This is a genomic window from Haemophilus haemolyticus, assembly GCF_003493605.1.
In the GTDB taxonomy this organism is placed as follows: domain Bacteria; phylum Pseudomonadota; class Gammaproteobacteria; order Enterobacterales; family Pasteurellaceae; genus Haemophilus; species Haemophilus haemolyticus_J.
In genome coordinates, this window is sequence record NZ_QQKA01000003.1 from 66,172 (window position 1) to 81,892 (window position 15,721).

The 15,721-nt window shown below is 37.9% G+C and carries 18 protein-coding genes; 7 read left to right on the plus strand and 11 right to left on the minus strand.

From position 1 onward, the window contains the following. The first annotated feature begins 22 nt into the window (after window positions 1-22). Genes dut through crp form a run of 4 tightly spaced genes read left to right on the plus strand, consistent with a single transcriptional unit; the run spans window position 23 to window position 2,073 of the window. Complete coding sequence (gene dut / locus DV424_RS03535; RefSeq protein WP_118859094.1) at window positions 23-478, plus strand: dUTP diphosphatase; 456 nt, start codon at window positions 23-25, stop codon at window positions 476-478. A 3-nt stretch (window positions 479-481) separates the two neighbouring features. Beyond that, window positions 482-1,138, plus strand: coding sequence for a nucleoid occlusion factor SlmA (slmA, locus tag DV424_RS03540; protein ID WP_118803193.1), 657 nt, complete (start codon window positions 482-484; stop codon window positions 1,136-1,138). Between the two features lie 21 nt (window positions 1,139-1,159). Beyond that, window positions 1,160-1,411 carry a YheU family protein gene (locus DV424_RS03545; RefSeq protein ID WP_005631427.1) on the plus strand — a complete coding sequence of 84 codons (252 nt, stop codon included), beginning with the start codon at window positions 1,160-1,162 and terminating at the stop codon, window positions 1,409-1,411. Then, window positions 1,396-2,073 carry a cAMP-activated global transcriptional regulator CRP gene (crp, locus tag DV424_RS03550; RefSeq protein WP_118859095.1) on the plus strand — a complete coding sequence of 226 codons (678 nt, stop codon included), beginning with the start codon at window positions 1,396-1,398 and terminating at the stop codon, window positions 2,071-2,073. Before DV424_RS03545 ends, crp begins: the two co-directional genes overlap by 16 nt. 364 nt (window positions 2,074-2,437) lie before the next feature. Here crp and rlmC read toward each other — a convergent pair whose 3' ends face one another. The 11 genes from rlmC to rpmH all read right to left on the minus strand — a co-directional run bounded on the left by rlmC (window position 2,438) and on the right by rpmH (window position 11,879). Continuing rightward, the gene (rlmC, locus tag DV424_RS03555) at window positions 2,438-3,616 is read right to left on the minus strand and encodes a 23S rRNA (uracil(747)-C(5))-methyltransferase RlmC (RefSeq protein ID WP_118859096.1); all 1,179 of its coding nucleotides are present in this window, start codon (window positions 3,614-3,616) and stop codon (window positions 2,438-2,440) included. After that, the gene (gene nagZ / locus DV424_RS03560) at window positions 3,613-4,665 is read right to left on the minus strand and encodes a beta-N-acetylhexosaminidase (RefSeq protein WP_118859097.1); all 1,053 of its coding nucleotides are present in this window, start codon (window positions 4,663-4,665) and stop codon (window positions 3,613-3,615) included. Before nagZ ends, rlmC begins: the two co-directional genes overlap by 4 nt. Before the next feature lie 3 nt (window positions 4,666-4,668). After that, complete coding sequence (locus tag DV424_RS03565; RefSeq protein WP_118859098.1) at window positions 4,669-5,019, minus strand: YcfL family putative periplasmic lipoprotein; 351 nt, start codon at window positions 5,017-5,019, stop codon at window positions 4,669-4,671. Beyond that, a complete protein-coding gene (gene hinT, locus DV424_RS03570) occupies window positions 5,019-5,369 on the minus strand; it encodes a purine nucleoside phosphoramidase (protein WP_065249363.1) in 351 nt (116 codons plus the stop codon). Before hinT ends, DV424_RS03565 begins: the two co-directional genes overlap by 1 nt. Window positions 5,370-5,447: 78 nt before the next feature. Then, window positions 5,448-7,316, minus strand: coding sequence for a peptidylprolyl isomerase (ppiD, locus tag DV424_RS03575; RefSeq protein WP_118859099.1), 1,869 nt, complete (start codon window positions 7,314-7,316; stop codon window positions 5,448-5,450). Window positions 7,317-7,382: 66 nt separating this feature from the next. Further along, the gene (locus tag DV424_RS03580; RefSeq protein WP_118859100.1) at window positions 7,383-7,949 is read right to left on the minus strand and encodes a manganese efflux pump MntP; all 567 of its coding nucleotides are present in this window, start codon (window positions 7,947-7,949) and stop codon (window positions 7,383-7,385) included. 10 nt (window positions 7,950-7,959) lie between these two features. After that, window positions 7,960-9,318 (minus strand): tRNA uridine-5-carboxymethylaminomethyl(34) synthesis GTPase MnmE, encoded by a 1,359-nt coding sequence (mnmE, locus tag DV424_RS03585; protein ID WP_118859101.1) that lies wholly within the window; start codon window positions 9,316-9,318, stop codon window positions 7,960-7,962. A gap of 202 nt (window positions 9,319-9,520) precedes the next feature. Continuing rightward, on the minus strand, window positions 9,521-11,149 hold the full coding sequence (gene yidC / locus DV424_RS03590; RefSeq protein ID WP_118859102.1) for a membrane protein insertase YidC: 1,629 nt from the start codon (window positions 11,147-11,149) through the stop codon (window positions 9,521-9,523). After that, window positions 11,149-11,409, minus strand: coding sequence for a membrane protein insertion efficiency factor YidD (yidD, locus tag DV424_RS03595; protein ID WP_005627402.1), 261 nt, complete (start codon window positions 11,407-11,409; stop codon window positions 11,149-11,151). The genes yidC and yidD overlap by 1 nt, the downstream gene beginning before the upstream one ends. Further along, window positions 11,373-11,732: a ribonuclease P protein component gene (rnpA, locus tag DV424_RS03600; protein WP_032803246.1), complete on the minus strand. Its 360-nt coding sequence runs from the start codon at window positions 11,730-11,732 to the stop codon at window positions 11,373-11,375. The genes yidD and rnpA overlap by 37 nt, the downstream gene beginning before the upstream one ends. Before the next feature lie 12 nt (window positions 11,733-11,744). Beyond that, window positions 11,745-11,879, minus strand: a complete 135-nt coding sequence (rpmH, locus tag DV424_RS03605; RefSeq protein ID WP_005539760.1) for a 50S ribosomal protein L34 — start codon at window positions 11,877-11,879, stop codon at window positions 11,745-11,747. A 254-nt stretch (window positions 11,880-12,133) separates the two neighbouring features. Here rpmH and dnaA point away from each other — a divergent pair, with 254 nt between their 5' ends. From dnaA to recF, 3 genes are read left to right on the plus strand one after another with little or no spacing between them, the layout of a single operon-like run. Further along, window positions 12,134-13,498: a chromosomal replication initiator protein DnaA gene (gene dnaA, locus DV424_RS03610; protein WP_118859103.1), complete on the plus strand. Its 1,365-nt coding sequence runs from the start codon at window positions 12,134-12,136 to the stop codon at window positions 13,496-13,498. Window positions 13,499-13,511: 13 nt separating this feature from the next. Next, entirely contained in the window at window positions 13,512-14,612 is a 1,101-nt protein-coding gene (dnaN, locus tag DV424_RS03615; RefSeq protein ID WP_118859104.1) for a DNA polymerase III subunit beta, read from the plus strand. Between the two features lies 1 nt (window position 14,613). Beyond that, window positions 14,614-15,693: a DNA replication/repair protein RecF gene (gene recF / locus DV424_RS03620; RefSeq protein ID WP_118859105.1), complete on the plus strand. Its 1,080-nt coding sequence runs from the start codon at window positions 14,614-14,616 to the stop codon at window positions 15,691-15,693. Window positions 15,694-15,721: the final 28 nt, after the last annotated feature.

The following is a 15,721-nucleotide window of genomic DNA, read 5'->3' on the forward strand; positions in this document are numbered from 1 at the left end:
TGAATTTCAAACGGAGTATTACATGAAAAAAATTGACGTAAAAATTTTAGATTCTCGCATTGGAAATGAATATCCTCTGCCAACTTACGCAACTGAAGGTTCGGCAGGTCTTGATTTACGAGCTTTGATCGATGAAAGCTTTGAAATTCAACCAGGTGAAACCAAATTAATTCCGACGGGGCTATCAATTTATATTGCAGATCCCAATTTGGCAGCAGTGATTTTGCCTCGCTCGGGTCTTGGCCATAAACACGGCATTGTGCTAGGAAACCTTGTGGGATTAATTGACTCCGATTATCAAGGGCCATTAATGGTATCAATGTGGAACCGTGGAAATGAACCATTCAAAATTGAAGTTGGCGATCGCATTGCTCAACTTGTTTTCGTGCCAGTAGTACAAGCTGAATTTAATATTGTAGAAGATTTTCAACAAACCGAACGTGGTGAAGGCGGTTTCGGTCATTCAGGTAAACAATAATTTATGGTAGAAGAACAATTATCTTTATCAGGCGTAGAAGAGATTGCGCCTAAAATTGAAACACCAAAAATTGAAAAAAGAACGGTAAAAGAACGTCGTCAACAAGTGCTGACTGTGTTGATACATATGCTTCATTCCGAACGTGGCATGGAGCGTATGACAACGGCACGTCTAGCAAAAGAAGTGGGGGTATCAGAAGCTGCGTTATATCGTTACTTTCCAAGCAAAACAAAAATGTTTGAAGCCTTAATCGAGCACATCGAAAATACCTTATTAAGCCGTATTACCGCTTCTATGCGTAACGAAACCCAAACAATGAATCGCATTCATGATATTTTACAAACGATCTTAGATTTTGCCCGTAAAAATCCTGGGTTAACTCGAATTCTAACGGGCCATGCATTAATGTTTGAAGACGCCCAATTACAAGTTCGAGTCGCACAATTTTTTAATCGTCTTGAAATGCAGTTTGTCAATATTTTACAAATGCGAAAATTGCGTGAAGGACGCGGCTTTAATGTAGATGAACGCGTAATTGCCTCGCATTTAGTGACATTATGTGAAGGACAATTTATGCGCTATGTTCGTACTAATTTCCGTCTGAATGCAAGCCAGTCTTTCGAACAACAATGGCGTTTTATCGAGCCACTTTTTGCCTAATTGACTTTACCGAGTAAATATATGATTATTCCTTGGCAAGAACTAGAAGCAGAAACATTAGATAATATCGTAGAAAGCGTAATTTTACGCGAAGGAACCGATTACGGTATAGAAGAACTTTCACTCAACCAAAAAAAACAACTTTTACTGACTCAAATTCGCAATGGAATTGCGGTGATTGTATGGTCTGAATTGCATGAATCCATTGACATCAAAAATAAAACGGAATTTTTGAAACAGGAATGTAAGGAGCACGAATGTCAAATGAATTAACCGAAATTGATGAAGTTGTCACCTCCTCTCAAGAAGAAGAGACAACTCAACGAGATCCAGTTTTAGATTGGTTTCTTACTCACTGCCATTTACATAAATATCCCGCAAAATCGACTTTAATTCACGCAGGTGAAGATGCAACGACACTTTATTATGTCATTAAAGGCTCTGTAATGGTGTCAGCAAAAGATGATGAAGGTAAAGAGATGATTCTCACTTATTTGGGTGCAGGACAATTCTTTGGTGAGGCTGGATTATTTGATGAAGGTTCAAAACGATCTGCTTGGGTAAAAACAAAAACAACATGTGAAATTGCTGAGATTTCTTATAAAAAATATCGTCAATTAATTCAAGCAAACCCAGAAATCTTAATGTTTTTAACCGCACAATTGGAAAGACGTTTACAAAATACTTCACGCCAAGTCAGTAATTTAGCATTCTTAGATGTGGCAGGCCGTATTGCTCAAACGCTAATGAACTTAGCTAAACAGCCTGAAGCAATGACACATCCTGATGGCATGCAAATCAAAATTACACGTCAAGAAATAGGGCAAATGGTTGGTTGCTCACGAGAAACTGTAGGACGTATTATTAAGATGTTAGAGGATCAGAATCTTATCCATGCTCATGGAAAAACCATCGTGGTATATGGCGCAAGATAATTTTTCATCATAAATTATTCAAAATAAAACCATTCAAAACCAATTTGGATGGTTTTTGTTTAATTAGAAATAATATTCAAAACATTAATTGACAATTAATATAAAGGATTCTATCATTATCCAACTTCTTACAAATATAGTGGGAAGACAGGATTGGTCTCCTGATATAGTGGCTTTTAAAGGTTTATAACCTTATTGCATAGTTTTATGCCGCAAAAGCTAGAACACCAAGATGCATTTTCTAATCTATGGTGGGCTAGGTAGAAATCCCGCAGGGATGCGTGCAGTAAGCCACTTGCTGTTAAGACCAATTCTGCTTAGTTCCACCACCCTTCTTTCAAATCTCCAAACTGTTTATATTTCTTCAATTATTCTTTTTTCTTTGTAATAGAACTAATACTTCATAATGAGATGTTTGCGGAAACATATCAAAAAGTTGAATTTTCAATGGTTTATAAAAAGTGAGATACTGTAAATCTTTACCCATTGTTACAGAATTACAACTAGAATATAAAATAAAGTCCGATTGCATTTCGTTAAGAAATTCACTTAATTCCTTTCCAATTCCACGACGTGGTGGATTCACAATCACAAGATCTGGCTTATTCTCATCCTGATTTTTCATCACACTCGCCGCGTCTAGCGATTGGAAACTTACATGTTCTAAACCTAATATTTTAGCGGAATGACTCGCTGCCAAAATAGCTGATGAGGAAATTTCAATTCCAGTTAACTCTATACTTTTTCCCCATTTTTCCTGTAAAGCTTTCGCGCAATGTAAGCCAAATCCCCCCACGCCACAAAATAAATCCCAGACTTTATAGATTGGTAATTCTCTTACCCATTGCTGAGCAGTTACATATAATCCCGCAGCCACTTTAGGATTGGTTTGAAAGAAACCTTGTGGGCGAATAAAGAGCGGAATACCATTGAAATTTTCAGGCAAAAATTGTTGTTCTGTCAGAAAAATCTCTTGTTCACCTTCTAAGATGGCTGCGTGTTGTGGTTGTAAATTAATACTAACAATTTCTAAGTGCGGTAATTTTTCCAATAATTTTGGTAATTCTCGACGAATTAATGGCAATTTATTTTCTGTGCGCAATACAAAGCGCAACATTAATTTTCCCGTCGCAATACTTTCTGTCAGCAAAATATATTTAAGCTCACCTTTTTGTTTAGCAATGTTATAAGGTACTAAACCAGCACGGCCAATAAAATCCTTCAAAACCGGAAAAATCAATGAAAAATGAGTTGGATAAAGAGGACAATCACACAAATCAATCGCACTTTGTGGATCATTAGGATTTTTTAAAATGCCAAGTATTGGGCGTTCAACACTGCCACTAACAACCATTTTAGCTTTATTACGAAAGCCTTGTTCATCAGATTCAAAAGGAGCCAACCATTGCGCTCCATCGCAATTAATAGAAATCAGTTGCTGCTTTAAATGATGTTGTTTTTCAGTTAGCTGCTGACTATAGGGTATGACAAGCCATTGACAAGAACGACATTTATTTTGTTGATAGTATCGACAATCAATCATTTTCTTGCAGCCTGAATCTCTAGCCAACGGCTTTGAATATCTGCGAGATTTAGGTGATTCAGTTTCCAACGTTGATCTAAAACCAAGTCATTCCACTTGATCACTCTACGTTTAAATAAATTTTGTAAGCGAGCTTGACGAGCCATAAAGTGCGGTTCATTTTCATTAAGTTTTAGATTATCTAATACTTGAATGACACCTTCACGTTCATTGCACAGTAACAAAAGATCACAACCTGCATTCAGTGCTTTTTTGCTACGCTCCAAAAAATCGCCCATTACACCTGCGCCTTTCATACCGAGATCATCGGAAAAAATTGCACCTTGGAAATTTAATTGTTTTCGTAAGATTTCTTTCAACCAATATTCTGAGCCGCTTGCTGGTTGACTATCACATTGTCTATAAATGACATGCGCAGGCATAATGGCATCGAGTTTATTTTGTGAAATCAACTGTTGGAAAGGTTGGAGATCGCCACTAAAAATTTCGTCTTTTGCGCGATCATCATAAGGGGTTTCTAAATGAGAATCGGCTAATACATGGCCATGACCAGGGAAATGTTTACCTGTAGATGCCATACCTGCTTGATGCATACCATCGATAAAAGCGGCTGCTAAATTTACCGCACTTTTTACATCAGATGAAAAACTGCGATCACCAATCGCTCGACATTCATGCCCCAAATCCAGCACCGGCGCAAAACTCAAGTCAATATCCAAGGCAATCATTTCTGCAGCCATTTGCCAACCTGCTTCTTTAGCGAAGTTCACTTGTTCAGTTGCTGACAATGTTTCTTGAAAAGCCTGCATTGAAGGCAACATCGTGAATCCATCACGGAAACGTTGAACTCGTCCACCTTCTTGATCAACCGTAATCAATAAAGGCTTTTTCACTCGCTGACGAACAGAAAGAATTAATTCTTGAATTTGTTCTCTGTTTTCAAAATTTCGAGTAAATAAAATCAATCCCGCAACAAGAGGGTGAGAAAGTAACTCAACTTCCTCTTGTTCCAACTCTTTTCCTTTTAAATCAATTAACAACGTGCTCATAAATTATTTTAAATAAAGGCGATAATTTTTACTTTCTACAGTGGGTTTAATTAAATCGATCGATTTCTCTTCTTGTGGTTTTAGCAAAAATTGAGCGGAATAACTCTCTTGCTGATTTTCCCAAGTTTGGGTTACCCCTAAATGATCGTACCAATATAAGTAGTAACTTATATTCAAAAGTTGCTGACTTTTATTTTTTATAAGCGCTGATTTTTGACTCGTTTCAACTTGAATTAAAGGTGAAAGATTAGATGTGATATTTAAAATCGGCTTCGTTGAATAAGTTAAGTTTTCTACTGAACTTGAACAAGCAGCGAGCACAAGGCTCGCCAAAATTAAAAAATATTTTTCCATTATTTCGCTAACATTCTACCTAAAGGTTCACCACCGACTAAATGCATATGCAAATGGAATACTTCTTGCCCACCATGTTTATTGCAATTCACAATTAGGCGATAACCGTCTTCCGCGATACCTTCTTCTTTAGCGAGTTTAGCCGCCACGCTAAATAATCGCCCTAGCGCTACTTCATCTTGCTCCGTCACATCATTCACTGTTGGGATTACTTTATTTGGAATGATCAAAATATGTGTTTTAGCTTGTGGTGAAATATCACGAAACGCAGTGACTAATTCATCTTGATAGACGATATTTGCAGGAATTTCTTTACGGATAATTTTACTAAAAATTGTTTCTTCTGCCATTGTTTGCTCCCTATAAAAAAGTGCGGTGAATTTACCGCACTTTTTATCAAAATTTATCTGAGATTGCAATTTAATCAATTATTGCTGAGCTTCATCATCTTGATTGATGAAAGAATCATTTACTTCAATTTTTGCTCTCTCACGCAATCCTTGCATTAATTGCGCTTGAACTTCAGCCTGACTTGTACGTAATAATTGAGCACTAAATTGGCTTAATTCTTTATCGTTAAGCACGCCGTCTTCTACTTTATTTAAAGCAATAATAACCACATCTCCTTTCTCATTACGAGCAACTTGGTAAACAACTTTACCTGATGCTGGTTTAGCAATTGAAAATACGCCATTTGTTAAAATTGGATCTTTATTTTCACTTAAAGTAAAAATTTGCTCACTTGAGAAATTAATTCCATCCACTTTTGATTCAGCATTTTCGCTTAATGCTTTCACCGCTTGTTGTGCTTTCTCGTTAAGAACATTTTCAGCCTTCTGGCGTTTTAAGAACATTTCAATATCTGCTTTCGCATCTTCCAATGTTCTCACACCTTCAGGTTTGTGATCTAACACACGCACAACAATAGCGTGATAATCGCCTACGTTTAAAGGTTCTGAGTTAGCACCACCATTGGCAATATCAGATTCAAAAACGGCAGAAACTACATTAGGGAAATTTAATTCTGCAGGTACATTTTGACGAGAAAAATAACCGCTCTCTTGAACTTTAACACCTGCAACTTGTGCAGCGGTATTCAGTGATTTGCTATCTTCAAAAGCCTTATCACGCACTTGCTTTTCAATTGCGTAATAACGATTTTCTAATAAGGATTTACGCACTAAATCTGCAACTTGTGCTTTCACTTCATCTAAAGTTTGAGCTTTACGTTCTTGCACTAAAACAATATGGTAATTGCCATCCACATTGATTGGCTGGCTATATTGCCCTACCTGCAATGCAGCGGCTGCATCTTCAAAGGCTTTTGGTAATTCATTCGCATTTACCCAACCTAAATCACCACCATTCTCACCAGAAACTTTATCTAAAGATTTAGCTTTAGCTACATCAGCGAAATTTGCATCTTTTTGTAATTCATCGTAAGCAGACTTAGCATCTTGCTCATTTGCAAATTGAATATGTGCTAAACGCTGAGTCATAAATTGAGCTTTATTATCTTGATAATATTGGGCAATTTCCACATCTTTAACTTCGATACCTTTTTCGATTTGGGTACCTGAGAGATCAATATATTGAACCTTCACTTGTTCTGGCTGAACAAAAGATTTTTGATTAGCTTCGTAATAAGCTTTAATTTCATCATCAGATACAGATTGCTTTGCCATTTCATCAGCAAGAGATAACGTCGCTAAGCGCGCTGAACGTTTTTGGAAGAAAACTTCTGCGGTATTTTTTGCTTGAGCAGGCACGATAAACTCACTGTTAGCAACACCACTTTGCATTTGTTCAAGAGTTAATGCGCCACGCAAAATAGCCGCATAACCATCTGAACTTAAACGATTTTGTTGTAATACTTGTTGATAAACACCGTTATCAAATTTGCCATTAACTTGAAAATTAGGATCTGTCACGATTGCTCGTTTAATCATTTCATCACTCACGCCTAATTTTAATTCTTTCGCATATTGACGAAGCAATTCTTGATCAATCATTCGATTGATGGTGCTTTGACGAAGTGCGGTAACAAATTCTGGAGAATCTGACTTAGCCATAAATGCTTCGCCTTCGCGTTGTGCACGAGCCTCAAATTCTTGGTTGTAGCGATTTAAAAAATCTTGTTGCGAAATCGCTTCACCATTAACTTTTGCAGCATAAGTATCATTTGAACTAAAAAGATAGCCAGACATACCGCCTACTAAAAACGATAAAGTAATCAAACCCAAAATAAACTTAGCTGCCTTTGAATTTGATAAATTGTGCATTTTTTCAATTAACATTCTATAACCCTTGTTATAAACATAAAATTTTCCCCGATTATAATCTAAACGTAGAAAATTAGCATCTTAAAAAGTGAAAACACCGTGCTCATAAAGCAAGCTAATACCAATTCCAATCAGCACTATTCCACCAAAAATATCCGCTTTTGATCTAAATTTTTGCCCAAGAAAATGACCGCTCTTTACGCCGAATAATGAAATGATAAAAGTAGTCAGTGCAATAATTACCATAGCCGAAAAAATATCGACAGAAAGAAAAGCAAAAGATATGCAAATTGCTAAGGCATCCACACTCGTAGCTAAACCCAAAGTCAATAAACGTTTCAAATTTATAGATGGCTCTACACTTGCTTCGGAATCAGCATTTAATCCCTTACGCACCATATTAATGCCAATTAATGCAAGTAAAACAAAACCAATCCAATGATCCCAATCTTGAATCATTGAACTGAATTGCAAGCCTACAAAAAAACCTATTGCAGGCATGATACCTTGGAAAAATCCAAAACATAGAGAAATATAAAGAGCGTGTTTGCAACGAAAAGATCTTAATGCAACACCTTTAGAAATGGATACAGCAAAAGCATCCATTGATAAGCCCAGTGCAATAATACAAAGTGTATAAAAGCTCATAATTTAGAAATTATTTTCCAATACAGAAAGAACTAAAAATATTACCTAGCAAGTCATCTGATGTGAATTCACCTGTAATTTCACTCAAGTGAGCTTGTACTAAACGTAATTCTTCCGCTAAAAGTTCTCCCGCATGAAATTCTGTAAGTTGAACCAAACCGATTTGCAAATGCTCTGCAGCCTTCTCAAGTGCATCTAAATGACGACGACGAGCTAAAAAGCCCCCTTCCATGCCAGTTTGAAAGCCCATTGCTTGTTTCAAATGCTCACGTAAAAGTTGTACACCATCATGCGTTTGAGCGGAAAGACTAATAATTTGATAACCGCCCTGTTCGCTTTCACTTGCTTGTTCATCATTTAAATCAATTTTGTTTCGAACAAGAGTGACAGGCAATGTTGTGGGTAATTTTGCTAAAAATTCTGACCGTACTTTGCTTAAATCTGCACTTTCAGGATCGCTACTATCTAACATCAAAATAATACGATCGGCTTGTTCAATCTCCGTCCATGCGCGAGAAATGCCAATTCGCTCTACTTCATCGGTTGCATCCCGAAGCCCCGCGGTATCAATAATATGCAATGGCATGCCGTCGATATGAATATGCTCACGCAATACATCGCGCGTTGTGCCCGCAATATCCGTTACGATAGCCGCTTCACGACCAGCTAGCGCATTAAGCAAGCTCGATTTACCTGCATTCGGACGACCGGCAATCACCACTTTCATGCCCTCACGTAAAATAGAACCTTGTTTGGCTTCAGAGCGAACATCTTCCAACTGATTAATAATACCGCGTAAGTTTGCTTCAATTTTTCCATCCGCCAAGAAATCAATTTCTTCATCAGGAAAATCAATGCTCGCTTCTACATAGGTGCGTAAGTAAATAACAGAATCAACTAATTCATTTACTTTCTTTGAAAATTCACCTTGCAAAGATTTTAATGCTGAGCGTGCTGCCTGTTCTGATGTTGCATCAATTAAATCAGCAATGGCTTCCGCTTGAGCAAGATCCAATTTATCATTCAAAAAAGCTTGTTCAGAAAACTCACCCGGTCTAGCCAAACGGATTCCGTCAATTTGCAAAATACGTTTGAGTAATAAATCTAATACAACCTGCCCACCATGACCTTGCAATTCCAATACATCCTCACCAGTAAATGAATGTGGTGATTTGAAGTAAAGGGCAATCCCTTGATCTAAAACAGTGCCATCAGCATCCTTAAAAGGGAGATAATCAGCCATTCTTGGCTTAGGACACTTTCCCAACACCGCTTGTGCAACTTCTGTTGCTAAAGGCCCAGAGACTCTTAAAATCCCAATACCACCACGACCTGGCGCAGTAGCTTGAGCAACGATTGTTTCTTTCATAAAAAACCTATTATTGTCTGGGGTAGATATGTTTCCTAGGGTAGGTATACCCTAGGTTCATCCCAGTGTTACCCCCTTGGGGAAGATATTAACGTTCCCCAAAGGGGAACTATTATAACTATAATTAACCGTGGGTATACTTACCCACGACAGCAAAATAAAGAAAGGCACTATTCGTGCCTTTCTTTTTGCCAGTTAGTGACTATTTCTTACGGGAATGTAACCCTTTTTTCTCTAACCCTCGATAAATTAATTGCTGTTGTGCAATTGTAATTAAGTTAGAAACTAACCAGTACAACACTAAACCAGCAGGGAACCATAAGAAGAAGAACATAAAGACTAATGGCATAAAGTTCATCACTTTTTGCTGCATTGGATCAGCCACTGGTGTTGGAGACATTTTTTGCAACAAGAACATTGAGATACCCATTAAAATAGGGAAAATATAATAAGGATCTTGTGCTGATAAATCTTGAATCCAACCAAAGAACGGAGCATGACGTAATTCAACTGCTTCCATAAATGTCCAATACAATGCGATGAAGATTGGCATTTGAAGAAGAATTGGCAAACAACCACCGAGTGGATTTACTTTTTCTTCTTTATAAAGTTTCATCATTTCTTGGCTCATACGTTGGCGATCATCACCGAAACGTTCACGCATTTCTTGCATTTTAGGTTGCAACATACGCATTTTAGCCATTGAAGTATATTGTGCTTTCGTAAGTGGATATAAAATTGCTTTCACAACGATTGTTACACAGATAATCGCTAAACCCCAATTAGACACAATCCCTTGGATAAAGGTTAATAACCAGAATAACGGTTTCGCAATAAACCAAGCCCAACCATAATCAACCGTTAAATCTAAGTGATTTGCTACAGTAGCCATTTGGTTTTGAAGTTTAGGGCCAGTCCATAATGAACTTGTAATCGTCTCTTGACCACCAGCAGGAATAGTGACAATAGGACCACGATAACCGATGGAAGCAACATTATTTTTAGTATCTGTAATTGTGTAAAGTTGATTATTTACATCTTGATTAGGGATCCAAGCCGATACGAAATAATGCTGTAATACTGCAACCCAACCAGCTTTAGTATCAATAGAAAGATTATTATCCTTCATATCACCAAAACTATATTTTTTATAATTTGTTTCTGAAGAAGAATATGCGCCACCAGTGTAAGTTGGCATTGCGACATTACCAGAGCTTTCAACAATAGAATGTTTTAATTGACCATAAGGTTCCACTTCAATAGCTTGACCACTTTGGTTATCAATCTTGTAATCTACGCCTAAATCATAGCTACCGCGTTTTAATACGAAGATTTTTTGATAAGTCACACCATCTTTTTCAAAAAGAAGAGGAACTGAGAGAGACGCTTGACCATCTGCTAATTTAAAATTATCACCTTCAATTTGATATTGCGCACGACCAAAACGAGTATCGATACCGTTTTTACCAATTAAACCACTTTGTGCAATATACACATGTTCTTTGGTGTCCTTTAATAACTCAAACGGTGTTTTGGAATCCAATTCAGCATCATATTTTAATAATTCAGAACTAATTACATCACCGCCTAAAGTATCAACTTTCAAACGGAATACATCGTTTTCAAGGGTAATAATACGGCCATGAGTTTGAGAGTCTGCTACAACTTGCGAATTAGAAGAAGGAGAACTTGCCGGAACATCAGAATTGGCAGTCATTGAAGTTGTTTGCTCAGTTGGCACTTGTGGATTTTTATCCAACTGCCATTGCTGATAAACAAGGAAAGAAATAAAAATTAGCGCTAACACTAATAGGCTACGTCTTGAGTCCATTATTTTTTCTCATCGTTATTATTGATTTTAGGTGGAACAGGATCGAATCCACCAGCGTTCAAGGGGTGACATTTTAATACACGTTTTAGAGTAAGCCAACTACCTTTTAACAATCCATGTGTTTTTAACGCTTCAATGCCATAGCAAGAACAAGTAGGCACAAACCGACAACGCGGTCCGATAAGAGGACTAATAACAACTTGATAGAAACGAATAAATCCAATTAAGATTTTTGCACCAAACGAATGTGTCGTTGCCATAATTTTTCTAAGATTTGCACAAAAGAGCTATTATCAAGCTTACCAATACCACCTTTTGCAACAAAAACAAAATCACATGCTGGTAAACGATGTTGCGATAAACGAAAACTTTCTCGCACTAAGCGTTTAATACGATTACGATCATGAGCTCGTTTTAAATGTTTTTTAGCGACAGTCAAACCTAAGCGAGGATGCTCAAGATTATTTTTTCTGGCAAGGATGGTTATTTCTGGCGTGCTAGCTCTGAACGGTTGTTCGAAGACATTTTTGAATTGAACGGGAGTTAACAAACGTAACTCCCTTGAAAAGTTCAGCTTAACCACTAAGAACGGTGATTATGCAGATAAACTTTTACGACCTTTAGCACGACGACGCGCTAAAACTTGACGGCCATTTTTAGTTGCCATACGAGCACGGAAACCGTGAGTACGACTACGTTTTAATACAGAAGGTTGAAATGTACGTTTCATTGTAATCTACCTAAATCCAGATTATGAGTTAATAAAAATAGAGCGCAATTTTAATCATAAAATACGCGTTCGTCAAATAAGAAACGGAAATTTTTCGGGAAAAACTCTCGAACTTCCAAAATCGGGGGGATTATACGGATTTTTGTATAAATCTCAAGCCGATTTTTTAGAAGATCTTTCCACGCATTTATTGTAAAATCTCCGCCAATTTTTACCGCACTTTTCTCTATTACAAAAACAACAAGGATCCTTTTGTGAATCTCTCAAATCTTTGGCAAGGTTGCCTGTTACAACTTCAAGATCAAGTTTCAGCCAGCGATCTTAGCACTTGGCTTCGTCCTTTACAGGCTGATGTGGTGGCGGATAACCACATTGTTTTATATGCTTCTAATATGTTTGTGAAAGGTTGGGTGGAAACTCATTATCTCGCACAAATCCAGCAAATTTGTCAAACACTTGCACAAAATCCCGAACTGAGTATTTCTTTAAAAGAAGGGGTCAAACCGACCCCCAAAGTAGTAGACAATGCACCAAGTGGCAATCCTAAAACAGAAAGAGCGGTAGATTTTCAAGCTGAATCTAGTGCTTCAGTAAAATTTGAATCTCATCTCAATACTAAACACTTATTTGATAACTTTGTTGAAGGTAAATCGAACCAACTCGCACGCGCAGTCGGTCAAAAACTTGCTCAAGCACCAGGCGAACCATCAGCCAATCCTTTCTTTTTATATGGCGGCACTGGTTTAGGGAAAACTCACTTGTTACACGCCATTGGCAACGGCATTTTAGCCAATAAACCGAATGCGCGAGTGCTTTATATTCACGCCAACAACTTTATGCAACATATGGTAAAAGCAGTGCGTGATAATAAAATGGATCAGTTCAAAAAATTCTATCGTTCTCTCGACGCACTTTTAGTGGATGACATTCAATTTTTCGCTGAAAAAGAAAAAACTCAAGAAGAATTCTTCCATATATTCAATAACTTATTTGAAACTGGTCGCCAAATTATCTTAACATCAGATCGTTATCCAAAAGAAATTGAAAAAATTGAAGAACGTTTAAAATCACGTTTTGGCTGGGGATTAACAACAGCTATTGAGCCGCCCGATCTTGAAACGCGTGTAGCGATTTTATTGAAAAAGGCAGAAGAACATAATATGAACTTGCCAGAAGAAGTTGCTTTCTTCATTGCTCAGCGCTTGCGTACCAACGTGCGTGAACTCGAAGGGGCGTTAAATCGCGTGAAAGCAATGCAAGACTTCAAAGGCGGTGACATTGATATTGATTTCGTGCGTGACACCTTAAAAGATATTTTGGCTCTGCAAGAACGCTTGGTTACCATTGAAAATATTCAAAAAGTGGTAGCTGAATATTATCGAATTAAGGTTTCAGATTTAAAATCAAAAAGCCGTGCACGTTCAGTCACTCGTCCTCGCCAAATTGCAATGGCCTTAGCAAAAGAATTAACAAACCGCAGTTTGCCAGAAATCGGTCGCGCCTTTGACCGTGATCATACAACCGTATTAAACGCTTGCCGCGAAGTACCAAAATTCCGCGAGCAAGACAATAGCATTCAAGAAGATTGGGCGAATTTAATCCGTACTTTGTCCGCATAAAAAGGAGAACGCAATGCAATTTAGTATTTCAAGAGAAAATTTATTAAAACCGTTGCAGCAAGTATGTGGCGTATTGAGTAATCGCCCAAATATTCCAGTATTAAACAACGTGCTGTTGCAAATTGAAGATAATCGATTGACTATCACGGGCACAGATTTGGAAGTCGAACTCTCTAGTCAAACTCAGCTTTCATCGTCTTCTGAAAATGGCACCTTTACGATTCCAGCAAAAAAATTCTTAGATATTTGCCGCACTTTATCTGATGATTCAGAAATCACGGTGACTTTTGAACAAGACCGTGCATTAGTACAATCTGGGCGTAGCCGCTTTACGCTGACAACCCAACCTGCCGAAGAATATCCCAACCTCACGGATTGGCAGTCTGAAGTAGATTTTGAACTACCGCAAAATACCTTGCGCCGTTTAATTGAAGCCACTCAATTTTCCATGGCAAACCAAGATGCCCGCTATTTCTTAAATGGTATGAAGTTTGAAACAGAAGGCAATTTATTGCGTACAGTGGCGACAGATGGCCATAGACTTGCAGTCTGCACCATCTCGCTTGAGCAAGAATTACAAAATCATTCTGTGATTTTACCGCGTAAAGGCGTGTTAGAACTGGTTCGTTTATTAGAAACAAGCGATGAACCTGCACGTTTACAAATCGGTACCAACAATTTACATATTCATCTAAAAAACATTGTATTTACATCAAAATTAATTGATGGCCGTTTCCCTGACTATCGCCGAGTACTGCCTCGTAATGCAACGAAAATTGTCGAAGGCAGCTGGGAAATTCTTAAACAAGCCTTTGTTCGCGCGTCAATCTTATCGAATGAGCGCGTACGTAGCGTGCGTTTAAACTTAAGCGAAAACCAACTAAAAATTACCGCCTCCAACACCGAACATGAAGAAGCGGAAGAAATCGTAGATGTCAATTACAATGGCGAAGAATTAGAAGTGGGCTTTAATGTCACCTATATTCTTGATGTTTTAAATGCGCTTAAATGCAATCAAGTTCGCATGCGCCTAACTGATGCCTCTTCTAGTTGCTTAATCGAAAATTGCGAAGATAGCAGTAGCGAATATGTAATTATGCCAATGCGTTTATAATATGGCGATTTCGCGTTTACTGGTCGAAAAATTTCGTAACTTAACAGCCGTGGATCTTGATTTTGATCCCGGCTTTAACTTTTTGGTCGGCAATAATGGCAGCGGGAAAACAAGCTTATTAGAAGCCATTTTTTATCTTGGTCACGGACGCTCATTCAAAAGTGCGGTAACAAATCGCATCATTTCTTACGACGAACCTCACTTTACCCTATTTGGACAAATCCAAGAAAGCCAACATCAATGGTCAGTGGGGTTACAAAAACTTCGTCAAGGCAACACGTTAGTAAAAATTAACGGTGAAGATGGCAATAAAATTTCTGATCTTGCTCATCTTTTGCCAATGCAATTAATCACCCCAGAAGGCTTAACCTTACTAAATGGGGGGCCAAGTTATCGCCGAGCATTTTTGGATTGGGGACTTTTTCACCATCAAACAAGTTTTTATACTGCTTGGAGCAATCTTAATCGATTACTCAAACAAAGAAATGCAGCGCTTGCACAAAATCAGCCCTACTCCGCTATTAAAGTTTGGGATGTCGAGCTTGCCAAACTCGCTCATCAAGTGAGTCAATGGCGTGCCGACTATGCAGAAGCACTGCGCCCTGAAATCGAGCAAACTTGCCAACTTTTCCTCCCTGAATTAGAAATTAATGTCAGCTTTCATCAAGGCTGGGAAAAAAATACGGATTACGCTGAGATTCTTGAGCAAAATTTTGAACGAGATCGTGCCTTAAATTACACATTTTCTGGCCCTCAAAAAGCTGATTTTCGTTTCAAAGCACAGGGATTACCTGTCGAAGATGTGCTTTCTCGTGGACAACTTAAACTTTTAATGTGCGCATTAAGATTGGCTCAAGGCGAACATTTAATGAAAGAAAAGCAACGCCATTGTATTTTTTTGATCGATGATTTTGCATCAGAATTGGATCAATATAAGCGAGCGCTGTTGGCAGAACGATTACAACAAAGTGGCTCACAAGTGTTTGTTACAGCCATTACTCAAGAACAACTAAAAGAGATGCAAGTCGAAAACAGAAAAATGTTTTCGGTCGATAATGGAATCATTAAAACGTTAGATTAGATCAAAAGTACGGTGAAAAATCACCGCA